11 protein-coding genes are annotated in these 16,523 nt (G+C 38.6%); 2 read left to right on the top strand and 9 right to left on the bottom strand.

Annotated elements, in window-relative coordinates; translation table 11 throughout:
* The first annotated feature begins 7 nt into the window (after positions 1–7).
* Positions 8–1,267, top strand: coding sequence for a DUF389 domain-containing protein (locus ACH3O9_RS13315; protein ID WP_416441239.1), 1,260 nt, complete (start codon positions 8–10; stop codon positions 1,265–1,267).
* 221 nt (positions 1,268–1,488) lie between these two features.
* On the opposite strand, the gene ACH3O9_RS13310 is transcribed toward ACH3O9_RS13315, so the two are convergent.
* From ACH3O9_RS13310 to ACH3O9_RS13300, 3 genes are all read right to left on the bottom strand, one after another.
* Positions 1,489–2,139: a flavodoxin family protein gene (locus tag ACH3O9_RS13310; protein ID WP_416441237.1), complete on the bottom strand. Its 651-nt coding sequence runs from the start codon at positions 2,137–2,139 to the stop codon at positions 1,489–1,491.
* 191 nt (positions 2,140–2,330) lie between these two features.
* The gene (locus ACH3O9_RS13305) at positions 2,331–2,789 is read right to left on the bottom strand and encodes a hypothetical protein (protein WP_416441235.1); all 459 of its coding nucleotides are present in this window, start codon (positions 2,787–2,789) and stop codon (positions 2,331–2,333) included.
* Positions 2,790–2,792: 3 nt separating this feature from the next.
* Positions 2,793–3,815 (bottom strand): SDR family NAD(P)-dependent oxidoreductase, encoded by a 1,023-nt coding sequence (locus ACH3O9_RS13300; protein ID WP_416441233.1) that lies wholly within the window; start codon positions 3,813–3,815, stop codon positions 2,793–2,795.
* Positions 3,816–4,124: 309 nt separating this feature from the next.
* Here ACH3O9_RS13300 and ACH3O9_RS13295 point away from each other — a divergent pair, with 309 nt between their 5' ends.
* A complete protein-coding gene (locus ACH3O9_RS13295) occupies positions 4,125–5,768 on the top strand; it encodes a DUF5597 domain-containing protein (RefSeq protein ID WP_416441231.1) in 1,644 nt (547 codons plus the stop codon).
* Here ACH3O9_RS13295 and ACH3O9_RS13290 read toward each other — a convergent pair whose 3' ends face one another.
* The 6 genes from ACH3O9_RS13290 to ACH3O9_RS13265 all read right to left on the bottom strand — a co-directional run bounded on the left by ACH3O9_RS13290 (position 5,769) and on the right by ACH3O9_RS13265 (position 16,523).
* Positions 5,769–7,079 carry a TolC family protein gene (locus tag ACH3O9_RS13290; RefSeq protein ID WP_416441229.1) on the bottom strand — a complete coding sequence of 437 codons (1,311 nt, stop codon included), beginning with the start codon at positions 7,077–7,079 and terminating at the stop codon, positions 5,769–5,771. It abuts the gene before it with no gap.
* A 2-nt stretch (positions 7,080–7,081) separates the two neighbouring features.
* Positions 7,082–10,162 (bottom strand): efflux RND transporter permease subunit, encoded by a 3,081-nt coding sequence (locus ACH3O9_RS13285; protein WP_416441227.1) that lies wholly within the window; start codon positions 10,160–10,162, stop codon positions 7,082–7,084.
* A 12-nt stretch (positions 10,163–10,174) separates the two neighbouring features.
* Positions 10,175–11,239: an efflux RND transporter periplasmic adaptor subunit gene (locus tag ACH3O9_RS13280; protein ID WP_416441225.1), complete on the bottom strand. Its 1,065-nt coding sequence runs from the start codon at positions 11,237–11,239 to the stop codon at positions 10,175–10,177.
* 112 nt (positions 11,240–11,351) lie between these two features.
* Entirely contained in the window at positions 11,352–13,094 is a 1,743-nt protein-coding gene (locus tag ACH3O9_RS13275; RefSeq protein WP_416441223.1) for a hypothetical protein, read from the bottom strand.
* Positions 13,087–15,246: a tryptophan-rich sensory protein gene (locus ACH3O9_RS13270; RefSeq protein ID WP_416441221.1), complete on the bottom strand. Its 2,160-nt coding sequence runs from the start codon at positions 15,244–15,246 to the stop codon at positions 13,087–13,089. The genes ACH3O9_RS13275 and ACH3O9_RS13270 overlap by 8 nt, the downstream gene beginning before the upstream one ends.
* Positions 15,243–16,523: a BatA domain-containing protein gene (locus ACH3O9_RS13265; RefSeq protein ID WP_416441219.1), complete on the bottom strand. Its 1,281-nt coding sequence runs from the start codon at positions 16,521–16,523 to the stop codon at positions 15,243–15,245. The genes ACH3O9_RS13270 and ACH3O9_RS13265 overlap by 4 nt, the downstream gene beginning before the upstream one ends.

The raw sequence follows: 16,523 nt of genomic DNA, 5'->3' as shown, positions 1-16,523 counted from the left end.
ATTTCAAATGAGGCAGTTAATTCTAAAAATACCAGAAGGTCATAAGTCAGAAATAAACGAAGCTATAGAAGAATGCAAGGGCAAGGTGACTATTCATTTTAATTCGAATAAAAAAGATAATTTCATCACTCATTTTCCAAACGATAAAGTGAATGATTTTATTAGTAAGATAGATGAAATAGAAGATATAGAGATCTCGCTAAATCCCCGTGGCATAATTCCTTTTTATCCACCTGCATCAGAAACACCGGAACAGGTAGCCGATGTAAGACCTAAAAGCGCCCTTGAAATTTATCTGGCAGGCATACAAAGCGTAGGTTCGTATTTCGGGCTGATCGGTTATTCCATTGCCGCAGGTATCATTGTATGGATTGGTCTTTATACCACCACAGTTTACCTGCTTGTTGCTGCCATGTTGGTTGCTCCTTTTGCAGGACCTGCGATGAATTCTGCACTGGCAACGGCTTCCGGAAACAAAAATCTTTTAAAAAATAGCCTAAACCGCTATTTCCTGGCAATCACTACCGGGATCATTATTAGTTTTTTGCTCTCCGTTATTTTTTCTTTACAAATCATGACTCCACTCATGATAGAAGTAAGTCATGTATCAAAAGTGGCTATTATGCTTCCTTTAATTTCCGGATTTGCAGGAGGCATAAATATATGCCAGTCAGAAAGGGACAGCCTGGTTTCAGGTGCCGCCGTAGGAATACTTGTAGCCGCCTCTCTCGCCCCACCGGTAGGATTATTAGGATGCGGACTGTATTTATGGAATTGGGATGTGATATTGAGCAGTGTTTTTAGAATAATTCTACAACTGGTAGGGATACATCTTTCCGCTACTTTGGTTTTTAGATATTACGGTAAGGTGAACACAAAAGGGGTTCGATTTTATGGTGGAAATAAAAAAATCACTACAAGTTCTAATATTGCCGCTGTGGTACTCTTTATAGGATTAGGTATTTGGCAATTTGCAGATCCGCCATTTCTTAGAAAAGCCAGTATGAATACAGAACTTACCGAAGATGTTCAGCAACATTTAATGCAAATGGATGAAATATATCCTATAGAGGAAACCGTTAATTTCACAGGAGAAAAAATTGATAACCTGCCCGTAGTTAGATACTCGGCTACAGTTATTAAAAAAGATGCTTCCATTAGCGACAATTTCCTGAAAGAAAAAATCATAAAATATCTCAAGGAAAAAATCGTCAAGTATGATGATGAACTCTACGAGGTATATGAAATCAAAATTCTTTCGGAATAAAAAGTTAGACGAGCAGAGCGAGCGATGGTTTTAGTTTTCTTTCTTTATTACTACCCCTGGGCATGCAAGAAATTTAAGTATAAATAGCAAGCCGATTTTGTGTTATATTATCCCTTCTTCCTCGAAAACTGAGAGCAAAAAACAATACTGATTTCCCCGTGGAAGATCAGTATTGACTTTAAAGCGAAACCATAAAAAATAATAAGTCAAGCTTAATATTTTTATTCACTCATTTTTTCAGCTCTTTCTTTAATATCCTTTACCTGCGTAGGATAGGGATTCTCTTTTAGTGTCTTAGCGAGATGAACCATATTATGCACCATAAGCAGCATCATATTATTTGTAAATTCATGCTTGTCTCCTTCTGCCTCAATATAGCTGGGTCCTGGTCCCGCCTTACCCACATAATAACAAAAAGCGTTAACAGGGATAGTAAATCCATGTTCTGAAAGATCGAATACAATACTGGATATTGCCTTTTTAGCTCCATCTTCATTTCCATCTACCATAACACCACCTACTTTATTATAGGTGGGATACTGGCCGTTCTCATCATTTCCTTCCTGCACAATACCATCAAAGCGTTCATTAACCATTTTAGCCACAGAACCGCGGTCGCCTCTCCAGAGGGGAGTTGCTATAATCAGCATATCGGCTGCTTTTACTTTTTTCAGAATTTTGGGCCAACCGTCACCGTTGCCTTCATCTGAAGTATTACCAAAACTTACCTTATGATCTACTACCCTAATGCTTTCAGTTTCAACATCAAGTTCTTTAAATATCTTTTCAGCATTTTTTATAAAGGCTTCCGTATTAGAAGTTTCAGGTGATTTTTTCAAAGTGCAATTCAGAAAAAGTGCTTTCAATTTCATAGTTATAATTTTTTCAGATTTATAATAACTGAACTTATAAAAATGCTCCTTGTATTCCAGTTAAGAACGGGTTAAATATCAACACCTTCTGTTATCTGTAAAATAAAAGACCAGTTGATGTTTTATAGGCGATTAGCTCCTGTCTAAACAAAAAGAATTACCACATGCAGATGCTAGTAAAGCTCAAAAAACTATTCTTTCATCCTGTTTTTTGACTTCTGTAGCAGACGGTAGGTCATTGCTGAAGAAATACCAAAAATGAGATGCGCAGTAAATAATTGCTTCAGATGCTTTTCCAGATGCGTGTGGGGAGGATTTGAATGAACGTGTAGTAAGATAGCCCAGGCAGCCATACCAAGCAGGCCGCTGGGAGCTCCCAATAGGAAACCGTTTACCGCTCCTGGTTTAAGAGAAGATTTTTTCCATAATTGATCATACGCTACATTAAAGAGACCACCTATGGTATAATGTATTATCCATCCGGCAATATTTGAGGATTGTGGAGTGATTTTCTGAGGGATGGTTCTCCTTACCAGCTTACCCAGCAATACCGGTTCTTCAAACTGTTCACGATGCTTTTTTGCTTTCCAGTAGCTATAGACGGTCATTAAACTGGTTCCTACTATACTTGACAAAAATATTCTTAACATAGACTAAGATTTTTGTAGTTGGTTGTTTTTTTCTTCGGCTTCTTCTGTCTTTTTAGTTAGAACCGAATTTGTAATATCAGATTCACTCTCATATCCTTTACGTAAATTAGAACCTGAACTTACAGGATTTGGCAAAAGTCTATTTGCTAATTCAAATAAACTTATATTAAGCCCAGGTGCTATGCCTCCAATAGCCATGGCAATTTTTGTTGGTAAGCCTAGCGCAAGGGTTTTACTGCCGTATTGCATAGCTTCTATAATTTTAGCTGCAGCCTTTTCTGCACTCATCGAAAGACCGGGCAGGGAATCTGATATTTTAAACCAGGCGTATTCTTTTTCATGCTGAGCTTTAACATCAATATTCCTGGGGCTACCTGTTCTCATAAGACCAGGATAAACCGAAGTAACCCGTATGCCGGAGCGGGAAAGTTCTGCAGTCATTCCTTCGGAAAAGCCTGCCAAGGCATATTTACCTACGGTATAAGGAAGCAAATGGGGAAAGCTAACTTTAGCATTAATTGAAGTAATATTAACGATGCGACCCACTCTGGCGGTTTTCATGCCTGGTAAAACTTCCTGAACAAGATTAAATGCTCCCCAAAAAAATACATCTAAAGCCTTTTGATAATCCTCTTGCTGCATATTTTCCATAGGTCCCACCTGTATAATCCCGGCATTATTGATAAGAACTTCCACCTCTCCCCATTGCTGGCGAATTTGATATATCATTTCCTGCACTTCATTTTTCTTAGTTACATCACATTGAATGCAGAGAAAATCTGAAGATAATTCGGCCAACTGTCGCGAAGCTTCATCAAGTTCACTTGTATCGCGACCACAAATTGCTACCCGCGCACCTGCTTCTGCTAGCTGTCGTGCCATAACCAAACCCAATCCTCTGGTTCCCCCTGTCACCAAAACCACCCGGCCGCCTAGTTCAAAATATCTTTTTTGTTTGCGCAACATCCCTAAGGTAATTAAACCACCTAATACTGCTCCACCTAAAACATAGCCTCTTACTTTCATGTCTTTACCTTCTTTATATATTCCCCGACTTCATATAAATTAAAGTTAGAATAGGATCTTACTAAAATTTATTAAAATCAGATTAAAAATTTCCTAAGAAATTGTTTGTTAAGCATTTAAAAACAGTACTATTTCAACAGCAAGAAATATTGCGTAAAATGCACCACACCTCAAATCTTCCCTTATTACCAATGGAAAAGATTACTGGTATCACAAACTAACAACTCGATTATTTAAATTTTGGTAATTAGAGTTAAATCAAAAGCATCTCTCAAAAAACTTCTATCTTTCTGCAAACGTTATATCTCAATGACCACAGCAGAAAAATTCCTCTTACTCGTAACAATTTTTTGGTTTAGCCACAATCAATTTATTTATGGTCAGGAAATTCCGCATATAGAGAAAGTAGGTGATAAATATCAATTAATTGTAAATAATAAACCGTTTCTAATTCTGGGTGGCGAACTGGGAAATTCTACCGGCTCAACTATTGAATCTATGCAGTCTGTGTGGCAACGGCTGGAAGATCTTCACCTCAATACGGTTTTAATTCCTGTTTATTGGGAGTTGCTTGAACCGCAAGAGGGAAAATTTGATTTTCAGTTAGTTGATGATTTAATAAATGAAGTCAGAGCGCATAATCTTAAAATTGTATTTCTTTGGTTTGGGGCCTGGAAAAACAGCATGTCCAGTCACGTTCCAGCCTGGGTTAAATTAGATCAAAAGAGATTTCCCCGTGCAAAAAGTGCATCAGGTGAAAGTCAGGAGATATTGACACCTTTTTCAGAAAATAATTTAGCTGCAGATTTAAAAGCATATCAGCAGTTGATGCAGCACATACAAGAAATCGATTCTCAACAGCAAACAGTTATAATGATGCAGCCGGAAAATGAGATCGGGATGCTGCCTTCTGCAAGAGATCATAGTAAGCTGGCTAACACCAAATTCAATGAAGAAGTACCGGCAGAATTGATTGATTATCTGGTTAAAAACAGGAAAAATCTCAATCCCGAATTTTCTAAAATTTGGAAGGAAAATGGTTTTAAAACCAAAGGAAATTGGGAAACAATATTTGGTCAGCGTTTACAAACTGACGAAATTTTCATGGCATATTATTTCGCTGGTTATACTAACAAAATTACTAAAGCCGGAAAGAAAGAATACAATATTCCGGCGTACGTCAATGCAGCACTTAATCGGTCTGGTGCTAAACCAGGCGAATACCCAAGTGCCGGCCCGCTGCCACATATTCTTGACATCTGGAAATCGGCTTCACAAGACGTTGACTTCTACGCACCAGATTTTTATTTCCCCAACATAAGATACTGGTGTGATCTTTTCACCCGTCAGGATAATCCACTATTTATACCAGAACATCGCTTTGACAATACGGTAGCAGCTAAAGCTTTATTTACCATTGGGCATTATGAATCTCTGGGGTTTTCGCAATTTTCTATAGAGCAAATACCCGGTAAAGATCTTACTCCAAAAGAGCAAAAATTAGCCGAAACTTATGCGATAATTAACCAAATAAAGCCGATTTTAGATAAAGCCCGAGGTCAGAATAAAATTGAAGGAATCTTACTTGATAAAGAGGTAAAACAGACAACTTTTACACTTGGCGATTATGAACTTACTGCACGCCATACTTATAATTTAGGCTGGGAACCCAACTCAAATGCAGAAGATTGGGAACCTGCAGGCGCTATAATCATTCAAACCGGCGATAACGAATTCTATTATGCAGGATTTGGAGTTTCATTCACCTTTAAGAATTTGAACAATCCAAATGCCCGTGTGGGAATTTTAAAAGCGGAACGTGGCAATTTCAATAATGAGAAATGGAATATCTTTCAGCACCTAAATGGAGATCAAACACATCAGGGGAGACACATCAGATCTTTTATTGATGATGTCACTATACAGCGGTTTACACTTTATGAATATGAGTAATTATATACTCAAATTCCCTGCATATTGCTTCAGAGTAATTTCAGATAATTTTGCCTGAAATTTTGCATTGCTGAAACGTACGATCGCATTTATGTAATTAAGCTGCGCGGTTCTAAATTCAATAGTTGGTATCGTACCTATTCTAAACTTATCCATCGTGATCTCGAGGTTTTCTTTGGCTATAGCCTCATTTCTCTGCTCGAGTTCTATTAGACTTATATTAGTTAAATAAGTTTGATATGCAGTACCCAATTGCGCATGTAAATTATCCAGTTGTTGCTCTATAGCCAGATTTGAGTTCTCTATCTGTATACTAGCTATCTTCTCGTTGCGCCGTTGAAAGAAACCATTAAACAAATTTAAGCTGGCGCTGAAACCGTAGTTCCACCCCTGTGCGTTGGCGTTTGTAGTAAAACCCAAACTAGATTCAGATTCACTAAAATTATAACCGGTAGTCGCCACTATCGTAGGATATCTGCCCCCTTTTATCTGCTTTTTCTCTAATTCTGCAACCCGTTTATTTATGAGTTGCGCCTGGAGCTGAGGATTTTGCTCTTCTGCTAATTCTATCAAATTAGGCAGAAATAATTCATCGTCTACCTCAATCTCTTCCACTACTTTAAAATCTATATTTATATCGCGTGCGAGTAATTGATTAAGTGAAATTTTAGTATTTGCAAATGTCTCTTTTTGTCTGAATAAAGTTGTTTGATCTGTATTGAGATCAACCTGTGCATTTAGCACTTCCAGCTTTGATGCTTTCCCTATTGTAAATCTGTTTTGTGCAAGATTTAAACGTTGTTCTGAAATTACCATCGTACTATCAAGCGCAGAAAGTTGCTGCTGTTGCTGCACAAGATCATAATAAGTTACCATCACATCGCTCACTCGGGCAAGTACTGTAAGTTGTAACTGGGTCTCCCCTAGTTTTTCTAATTCCTTTAGTTGGTCATACCGCGCAAACATGCGAAAGCCATCAAAAACGGTCCAATCTAGACCTACACCGTAGTTCAGGCTGTTGTTTTTTGCATTATCGAGATTGATGACCTCGCCACTCGATCGCGTTTGTTCACTATTTTGAATACTGTTAGAATTTGCAATCGTAGCATCTACAAAAGGCAGCATACCGGCATTCCCAATAGTAGCCGAGGTTTGGTCGATTTTTAGGTCATTTGAGGCGATTTTTATATCGTAGTTGTTCTCAAGCGCAATATTTACAGCTTCTTCTACCGTAAGTAGTTCTTGTGCAGAGGTGACCAGACTTAAAAGAAAAAAGATTGAAAATTTGAAAAAAGTGGATTTCCTGTTCATTATTAAGCGATTTCCAGATTATCAAATTCAGGGCGATGTTTCTTCTCCCGTGACCACATATAATACACTGCAGGTATTATAAAAAGAGTTAGCAATAGCGAAAATAAAGTACCTCCTATAATCACAACTCCCATCCCAATTCTACTGGTAGAAGCAGCTCCCAAAGCCACGGCGATAGGCAACGCTCCCAGAGCGATCGTTAGACTGGTCATAAGAATAGGACGTAATCTTGATTCTGAAGCGCGCATGATGGCTTCACCTTTAGGCACACCTTGTTCCCGTAACTGATTGGCAAATTCTACAATTAGAATTCCGTTTTTGGTTACAAGACCAATTAGCATAACGGTACCTATCTGACTAAAAATATTCCAGGATTGACCAAAGAGCCACAGCGAAAATAAAGCTCCTGCAACTGCCATTGGCACGGTGAGAATAATAATAAAGGGATCAATAAAACTTTCAAACTGTGCTGCGAGAATTAAGAAAATAAGTAATAGTGCCAAACCAAAAGCAAACATGGTATTTGAACTACTTTCAACAAAATCGCGCGATTCTCCGCCAAGGTCTGTTGTGAAGTTTTCGCCCAGAACTTTCGCTTTAATTCGCTCCATAGCGTCTATACCATCACTTATACTTTTCCCGGGTGCAAGTCCTGCAGAAACTGTTGCAGACATGTACCTGTTATTGTGATACAATTGCGGGGGACTACTTTGCTCCTGTGTGGTAACAAGATTATCAAGCTGAATTAAAAGACCGTCTTTATTTTTCACAAACATAGAAGTAAGGTCAATAGGTTCGTCACGATCTTTTTTGTCAAACTGACCAATCACTTCATACTGTTTCCCATTCATCATAAAGTAGCCAAATCTTTGCCCGCTTAGCGAAAGTTGTAATGTCTGCGCCACATCGAGTACAGAAACACCAAGACTTTGCGCTTTTTCCCGATCTATATTTACATAAATTTCCGGCTTGTTGAATTTCAGGTTTACGTCTGTACCGGCAAATGTGGGATCATTTTCTGCTTCGGCCATAAACTCAGGTATTTTCTCTTCCAGCTTTTCAAAATTAGGAGCCTGAATTATATACTGAATTGGGAAACCGCCTCTTCGGTTAACCGAAATTGTAGGTGTTTGCGAAACATGAGACTTTGCATTTACATAAGAACTCGTCCACCTTGTTAGATCATTAGCGATATCTTCTTGCGAGCGATCGCGATCTCCCGGTTCATCCAGCCAGATTACAGCTCGCCCGCTATTAACCGAGGATGAACCAAAACCGGGTGACGTTATAATAAGACTTACCTGTTTCTCTGGTACAGAATCGTTGATGAGAACGGTAAGCTCATTCATAAATCGATCCATATATTCATAAGATGAACCTTCTGGTGCAGTAACATTTATGCGTACAAGGCTTCGGTCATCATAGGGAGCTGTTTCCTTTTTCAGCAGACTATAGAAAAGAGCAATACTTCCTAAACATAATAAAAGAATGGGAAAGCTAATCCACTTTCTTTTCATAAAACTGCCTAAAGAATCCGCGTAAGCATTATTCAATCGTACAAAGTATTTTTCGGTGAAATTGTAGAATCGTGATCTCTTTTGTTTACCAGATTTAATAAGATAAGCGTTAAGCATAGGCGTTAGCGTTAGCGAAACAAAAGCTGAAATAAGAACCGCCGCCCCAATTACAACACCAAATTCTCTAAACAGCCTGCCCACAAAACCTTCTAAAAAGATCACCGGCAGAAAAACCGCCGCTAAAGTGATAGAAATCGATATTACAGCAAAGAAAATCTCGTTAGAACCTTTAATTGCCGCTTCAATTGGCGACATGCCCTGCTCTACTTTCTTATAAATATTTTCGGTCACAACAATACCATCATCAACTACAAGTCCCGTGGCAAGCACTATCGCCAGAAGTGTAAGTACATTTATTGAGAAACCACAAAGCCACATCACAAAAAAGGTGGCAATAAGTGAAACAGGAATATCAATTAGTGGGCGCAAAGCCATAGACCAGTCTCTAAAGAAAAGGAAGATCACGAGAATCACTAATACAATAGAAATAAGAATAGTCTCCCCAACTTCTGTTACTGCCTTTTTAACAAAAACGGTGTCATCTTTTGCGATATTAAGACTAAAATCACTGGGCAGATCCTTTTTAAGTTGGTCATATTGCTTGTAAAAAGCATCAGCGATATCAAGATAGTTTGTTCCCGGCTGCGGAATTACAGCAAGAGCCACCATCTGCTTACCAGAATCGCTTAACTTGGTTTCCATATTTTCCGCCTCGAGCGTGGCTTTACCTATATCACTAAAACGCACAACTTTTTCATCATCTGCACGAATTATGATATCATTAAACTCTTCTTCTGTAGAAAGGTTACCAATAGTCTTAACTGTAAGTTCTGTATTTGCACCTGTTAATTTACCAGAAGGCAGCTCAACATTTTGAGCAGAAAGCGCAGTACGCACCTCTGAAACTGTGAAACCGTACGAAGCCAGTTTAACAGGGTCAATCCAAAGTCGCATCGCGTATTTACGCTGCCCCCAGATCTGTACACTACTTACACCCGGTATTGTTTGCAAGCGCTGTGCAATTACATTCTCTGCATAATCAGACAGTTCTAAAATATTCTTATTGCTACTCTGCAATGTCATAGACATGATAGACTGCGAGTCTGCATCTGCTTTAGAAACAACCGGCGGGGCATCAATATCTTGTGGTAAACTACGCACGGCCTGTGAAACTTTATCCCGCACATCGTTAGCAGCTTCTTCAAGGTTCTTGTCTAAGTTGAACTCAATATTTATATTGCTCGAACCCTGATTACTTGAAGATGATATATTCCTGATACCGTCAATAGAATTAATCGCTTTTTCCAGCGGTTCTGTGATCTGTGATTCTATAATATCTGCATTTGCACCAGAATAATTAGTACTTACAGAAATTTGCGCAGGATCTATAGATGGGAACTCCCGTACTCCCAGATACGTATAGCCTATTATCCCGAAGAGAATAATCACCACATTCATTACAATTGTAAGAACAGGCCGTTTTATACTTATTGTTGATAAACTCATTTTAATTCCTGTTTATTCTGTCTGTAAGGGATCAATATTGATTGGCAAACCTTCTCTTAAGGTCATAACCCCAGAAGTAAGTATCGTATCTCCAGCCCGCAGACCAGAAAGTATTCTTATTGATTTATCTGTTCTGGCTCCAGTTTCTACAACAACTTCTTTAGCTTTCCCACCTTCTGAAACAAATATCTTTTTACCATTCTGTATCGGGATCAATGATTCTGTAGGTACAAGAAGCGCATCATTAACTTTAGCCAGCGGCATAAGAACATTAGCAAACGTTCCCGGGTAAAGATCACCTTCTGCATTATCTGCTATCGCTCTTAATTTTAATGTACGCGTAGCGACTTCTACTTCAGGCTCAATTGCATAAATAGTCGCAGAATGTGTTTTGTTAGAATTAGATGTGGTAAAACTTAGCGTGTCGTTTACTTGTATTTGCGAAGCATACTTTTCAGGAATCGAAAAAGTGATCTTTAATTGGTTTGTATTTACCAGTTTCGCTATAAGCGTAGCCGGGGTAACGTAAGTTCCCTGCGAAATGTAACGCAGACCTATAGAACCGGAAAAAGGAGCTCTTACAGTTGCTTTATCAAGTTGTGCAGCAATAAGTTGAGATTCTGCTGAAGCAGATTGCAGGTCAGCCTCGGCTATGTCATATTCTTCCTGACTTATTGCTTGTTTTTCTAAAAGCAATTTGGCGCGGCGTTCATTCTCAGAAGCGAGTTTTTGTGCGGTTTTTACTTTAGCCAGTTGTGCTTTTAATTCAAGGTCATTAACCCTAAGCAAAACCTGGCCTCTGTTAACCTTTCTTCCTTCATCAAAATTGATACTCTCTACAATACCAGAAACTTCACTTCTTATCTCGATTTGCTCGTTAGCTTCTAAAGAACCGGAAAGCGAGAGATTATCTGAAAATTCCTGATGTTTAAGCACCATTCCCGCTACTGTAACCGCCTGCTGCGGACCTTTTTGATTACCCATGACCTCAGCCGCTTTATTGTCTTTGATGCGGTACCCGATCAAAGCAATTAATCCTATCGCCAAGAGCGCATATACAAAATACTTAATTTTCATGAGTGGAGCAGACTACGCAGGTTATACCTGAAATTAACGATTTAAAATTACTCTTTACCATATTAAAAATTTGATCTAATTTGTGTTTTTAACATTTCTATTTTTACTGTAATTATAGTTTAGGTTCAAGCCATAAAAATCCCATCGCAAAAATGAAAAAAACGTAGAACCACAGCGGGTTTATCGCTTGTTTACTCTGGCCTTGCAAATCCATGTTTTTTCGTTTGCTAACATAGGTTTTATTTGCATGTATGGTCTGTCTGGCAAACATAGCATGCCATTTAACAGAATTGGTTACAAAAAGGTGCGCGACCTGTGTAGAATCCTGCTGCATAACTAAGCTGTTCCATCCGGTTTTTTGAGGATACATCGTACCACGCCATAAACTGCTTACATCTACATCTTGCCGCAACGCAATATCATAACCATTACGTATGTACACGCGTGGCTCACTTATTTTAGTGCGTAGTCTAAAATTAAAAGGCTGGTTTTGTACCCCAAAATAGGATACTTCCCATTCTGTGGAAGACTGCTTTTTTTTACCAACAGCTGTTATCGTCTCACTCCACAACTTTTTATATTGCTCTTCGTGGCCTTCTAAAACCAATTGATATGTATTACTCAAAACCGTCGTTGCAATTCTGCCTAATCCATGTTGTTTATATGCCGAAATAATCTCATTTCCAGATTTCTGTATTGGCTCAAGGCCAAATTGACTCGTGATCTGAAAAGGATATTTGTTCATCGTTAACCGCTTTGCCAGATCAAGATTCACTATCTCATTGCCATCGTGACCAAAAGCAAAATCTGAAAAATCGCCCTGAAACCGGTAAAAATCGGTGTCTGGCTGTATAAAAACGCCCAGTCCCTGCCCAGTTATTGCTTCCTCTAAACCTGATTTTTGACTTTTAGGAAGGCTTTTTAGCGAATTTGCATCAATAATAAGCAGATCAAAATCTTCAAGATTCTTTTCGCTTAAAGCACTTATATTTTTGCTTGCGGTATTGTAATTCTCAAAAACGAATTTACCTTTTGTAACCTGGCTTCTTACGGTGACTTCATTTTGAGCTTCCGCTAAAAAGTTCTTTAAATATTTAGTCTCAAAAGTGGGAAAACCATTTACAATTAAAATTCTTAGTTTTTCCTTTTCATTCACCTGCACAGGAAGTGGATCTGTGGTTTGCACTTTTCCTAAAGAATCCTTTTCTACAATTGAATAGAGAAAGTTCCCTTTCGCCTTGAGCTGACTTTTTAATCGTAAAATTTGAGAATCACCCTGTATTAAATTAACCGAATCTAAATCTGCCCCGCCCGGGCCCTGAAGTATAATTTTATTACCATTTCCCGGCTGCTCATAAAATGCGTTCACAATCAGCTCATCGCCTACTCTATTTTGCTGTTTGTACTGAAGCTTTGTTATTCCATTTAGATTTTTACCTCCTAAATAATTGGCAGAAACAGAATCTAGTTGCCAAAGATCAAAAGGTTTCAGTCCGTTACCCAAAACATACATCGTGCTCAAAGAATCGAGCGCATTGTGTAATGATTTACCCGCAGTGTAATTTAAGATCGCAGCTCTTTTATGCAGTTTTTTGAGGCTGTCTAAGGTTTTGGGTTTGTAATTCTCAGTAAGGATAATTCCCGTCCCCAACTGTGCAATTTGTGTGGTTTGTGGCTTTAAAGCGATCAATGCCAAAGAAATTATAGCCAGAAAAATAGCGGTGATTTTAAGCCAAAATCGGTTGTTTTGAGGCGATTTTCGTTCTTTCCATATAAAAATCAGCAACAGCAAAACCGCCCCGCCCAAGACCGGCCAGAGATATGATGTATTTGCAAAAGACAAATTCTTAATCATTTTGCTGAAGTTCTTTTAGCATTAATTGATCGAGTTCGTCATATTTTGCAGACGTTTTAACCGGCTCTGCACTTTCTTTAGGCAGCGCGATTATGAGTCCTTTTTGAACGATTTTTAGTGTTTTAAGAGTGGTTTTTTCTAGTTCTGCCAGCCATTTCAGGTTTTGCAACGTAGTGAGATATTCTCCCGGATTTTCTATTGCCAGGGTTGATAATTCAGTTCCTGCTTTCGCGAAAAGCTCCTGATCTGCTTTTGTTACTTGTTTATCACTATTCAGTATTTGTTCTATGCGCAAGATCGATTTCCGCATAAATTGAAAATTATCCTGCTCATCATTCTCATCACTTTTTTTAAAACTAACCACTTCATCTAAAGTGCCGGTAAGGCGTTTATCTTCTTTTATAGGCGGTGGATCAAAACCAATGCGGTGCACATAAATGCGCGCGCTGTTTTTTATCTGCTCCAGAAGATCGAGTGCGCGATATTGATAAGGCAACGACTTTTGAGGATCGTACATACGCAAATGCAATTCTGCATCCCACATTTCATTTAAAGCCTGTCGCAGTTTGCTCTGTATAGATTGCGTGAATTTAGGCGCGTCTCCCTCGGGTTCTTCAGATTTTTCTACCAGATTATTCTCATTACTGCTGTCATGATTGTGCTTGTAACCTTCTAGCGGGTCATCGGTTTCTACTGTTTCTTCGTCATGATGAACCTCCTCTTCTGCCGTTCCTCCTTCGTTTTCATCACCTGTAAATTGGCCGTATTTTAAACGCAATGCTTTTTGATCAAAACCAAGATCATTACTGCGCGAGTTAAACTCATCAACAGCAATTTTAGATTTGTCTTTAATAAGTTTTTCGGTATCAATTATTATTTGTCGCTGACTGCGAAAATAAACCGGCATCAAGTCTACACCCAGCGTGCCTTCTACTCCCTCGTCATATGTCACCGTATCGCGAATGACTGCAAAAAAGGTTTCGCTACGCGAAATATTAGGTTGTGGTTGTTTAAAATCGGTCGCCTGAACGTAAAAATAGAGCTCGTCACCGGGTTCCATTTTTAGGTCATTTAAGTCGATTTTCTTGCTTAAAAGGAGGTTTTTACTTCCACTTTTCACTTGATTATCAAAAGTCAATTTTTCTTCTCTAAACTTAACAGACTCCCCGGTGCCTTTGCTTACCGTTGCAATAATTGAAGCATCTGCAATCCCAAAGTCGTCACTAATCTGAGTTGTAAATGAAAAATGTTTTGGTTCGTCATAATTGAAAGCTGTGTATTGTTCTAAATCTGCAATCTCAATAATGGGCTCCTGATCCTGCAAAACTTCTATCGAGTAGAGTTCTGAAACGTAACTTTTCCCGTGAAGATCTGTGAACCTGAAGTTGTAAAAACCTGAGCTATTGAGCACGGAAGAATATCGATAGGCTTCCTCTTTTAATTGCATTGAATAGCTTTTACCACCGTTCTCGTAAAAAACACTATCAACCTCAGCATCAAAGTTTATTTGCCAGTATAAACGCGAACCATCAAGAGCTTTCACATCCATTTTTGAGGTTGAAAAAGCAGGTTTTTTCGTGTAAACGGGATAAGAAATTGTGACTTTTTGACTTTCTAAAATCGGCGGATTTACTTTGCTTTTTGTTGAATCAACAGCTTTAAAAACGACCTTTTCACTTTTTTCAATATGATTATTATCAGGATCAAAAGAAACAGAAATCCCAAACTGATAGCACAACAATGAGAAAATGAGGAAAATGCCAGCTACAATCGCAGCTCGCCCTAAACTATGGTCGGGTTGCAATTGCTTGATCTTTGCAGGCAACTGTTGTGAAACGCGATGCCGCTGTAACTGCGCTAAAGGCGATAAAACCGTTTCATGGGCAATCAATAAGCTACTGCTGTACTCAACAGAATTTATGTGATCATCTATGTAACTGCTCACATGTGGCAGATTAATCTTCCAGGGTTGCAGGATTATAAATGCTATAACTGTAATTATTATAAAAACGGAAACTGCTATAAAAAGACTATGAAAAAGCACAAAAACAAGAATTGCCGGACCTAAGCCATAAAGCAGACTTTCTGCGCTGAGCATCATTTGCCAGCGTTTTTTAAACCTGATCAATATGTCTTTTCCCGTCTGGCTCATTGTTTTCGGTATTTTGCCAGAATGCGTTCTGCTATTAATAAAATAAAAAGGAGCAACCACAGCCAGGGCGAAAAATCGATTAGGTTTGCTGTATTTTTGTTCGCTTTCGCGGAAGCTTTAACCGGAGAAAGTGCGCCGTGCGCCACTACTCGTTTATCCAGTTTTGAGATCGTTTTTTCCAGATCCGGATGCAGATTGAGAAAAGGAAGCAATTGCTCAGCCAAATGTTTATCGATAACATTTTCAGCGTTTAGGTTCTGGGTGAGGTGAAATTCATTAGAAACCAAAGTGGCTTCAATTAATGAATTAGTAAGACTATCCGGTTTATAGATCAACCGATTATTACCGCCAGAAACCGGTTTTTTGCTCAGCCAGACCAGGTTTTCGGCTCCTGCCAGATTGAGACTATCTACATTCTGAGTTATGTCTAGATTAATGGGGCGATCTAAATAATTACCAATCGCATTAAAAGCAGCAGCCATATATTTCATCTGGTCGCTCAATTCATCATCGTAAAAAATGGTTACATCAACAGTTTTAAGCGTATCTAAACGAACACGTTGTTCTACGTTATTCTGAGTAAAAATTAGGCTGTCGCCGGAAATAGAAACTCGGTTTTCATTTACAGGAATAGTTTCTTTGTCAAAAGCCAGACTTTTGCTATTTGCCTTGAGATACACTAACTGAATGTTGTACTCCTTGCTCTTAGCTTCTATGAGCTTATCGGTTTCTGCTTCGTCTTCTATGGTGATCCAGTTGATGTTTGAAGCGATTGTAGGACGCATACCTTTTATTCCGTTTAAATACGCATTTGTAAAAATCCCGATACTGTCTGCCGGAAAATCTTCTAAATCTGCAGCTAATTGCCAATAATTAGGAATGGAAGTTTTGTAATTTTCGCCTTGAGCATGTTTAGGGAAATCTTTTGTAAAAACATGCACAGAACCTTCTGGCAATGTGTCAAGAACATGGGTTAGCTTTTCATTTTTCAATAAACCAGATTCAACAAAATAACTGATTGATGTATTTTCAGTTTTTCCCTTTACAAATGGCTGGGCAAGAATAATGACAAGGGTTGCAATCGCAAGTACGCGAAGCAATAGCAATAGCAATTCATTGATCTTAATATTGCTGCTCTGGCTTGAATCTGATTCTGAAAATAACTCAATGCTTCCCACTTGAATGGTTTTGCCTTCCTTTCTACTCCACAAATGAATAGCTATAGGAATTGCGAGACCAAGTAGCGCCCAGAGATATGAGGGATTGAGTAGCGTCAT

The sequence above is a fragment of the Leeuwenhoekiella sp. A16 genome (assembly GCF_047946675.1).
In the GTDB taxonomy this organism is placed as follows: domain Bacteria; phylum Bacteroidota; class Bacteroidia; order Flavobacteriales; family Flavobacteriaceae; genus Leeuwenhoekiella.
Note: the sequence above shows the minus strand (reverse complement) of the source record. Positions and strands in the feature narration are given on the sequence as shown.

Excerpts from the sequence above, each read along its gene's own strand:
- ACH3O9_RS13295 (WP_416441231.1), top strand. The coding sequence starts at position 4,125 with ATGACCACAGCAGAAAAATTCCTCTTACTCGTAACAATTTTTTGGTTT.
- ACH3O9_RS13280 (WP_416441225.1), bottom strand. The coding sequence starts at position 11,239 with ATGAAAATTAAGTATTTTGTATATGCGCTCTTGGCGATAGGATTAATT.
- ACH3O9_RS13285 (WP_416441227.1), bottom strand. The coding sequence starts at position 10,162 with ATGAGTTTATCAACAATAAGTATAAAACGGCCTGTTCTTACAATTGTA.
- ACH3O9_RS13275 (WP_416441223.1), bottom strand. The coding sequence starts at position 13,094 with ATGATTAAGAATTTGTCTTTTGCAAATACATCATATCTCTGGCCGGTC.
- ACH3O9_RS13265 (WP_416441219.1), bottom strand. The coding sequence starts at position 16,523 with ATGACGCTACTCAATCCCTCATATCTCTGGGCGCTACTTGGTCTCGCA.
- ACH3O9_RS13270 (WP_416441221.1), bottom strand. The coding sequence starts at position 15,246 with ATGAGCCAGACGGGAAAAGACATATTGATCAGGTTTAAAAAACGCTGG.
- ACH3O9_RS13310 (WP_416441237.1), bottom strand. The coding sequence starts at position 2,139 with ATGAAATTGAAAGCACTTTTTCTGAATTGCACTTTGAAAAAATCACCT.
- ACH3O9_RS13300 (WP_416441233.1), bottom strand. The coding sequence starts at position 3,815 with ATGAAAGTAAGAGGCTATGTTTTAGGTGGAGCAGTATTAGGTGGTTTA.
- ACH3O9_RS13305 (WP_416441235.1), bottom strand. The coding sequence starts at position 2,789 with ATGTTAAGAATATTTTTGTCAAGTATAGTAGGAACCAGTTTAATGACC.
- ACH3O9_RS13290 (WP_416441229.1), bottom strand. The coding sequence starts at position 7,079 with ATGAACAGGAAATCCACTTTTTTCAAATTTTCAATCTTTTTTCTTTTA.
- ACH3O9_RS13315 (WP_416441239.1), top strand. The coding sequence starts at position 8 with ATGAGGCAGTTAATTCTAAAAATACCAGAAGGTCATAAGTCAGAAATA.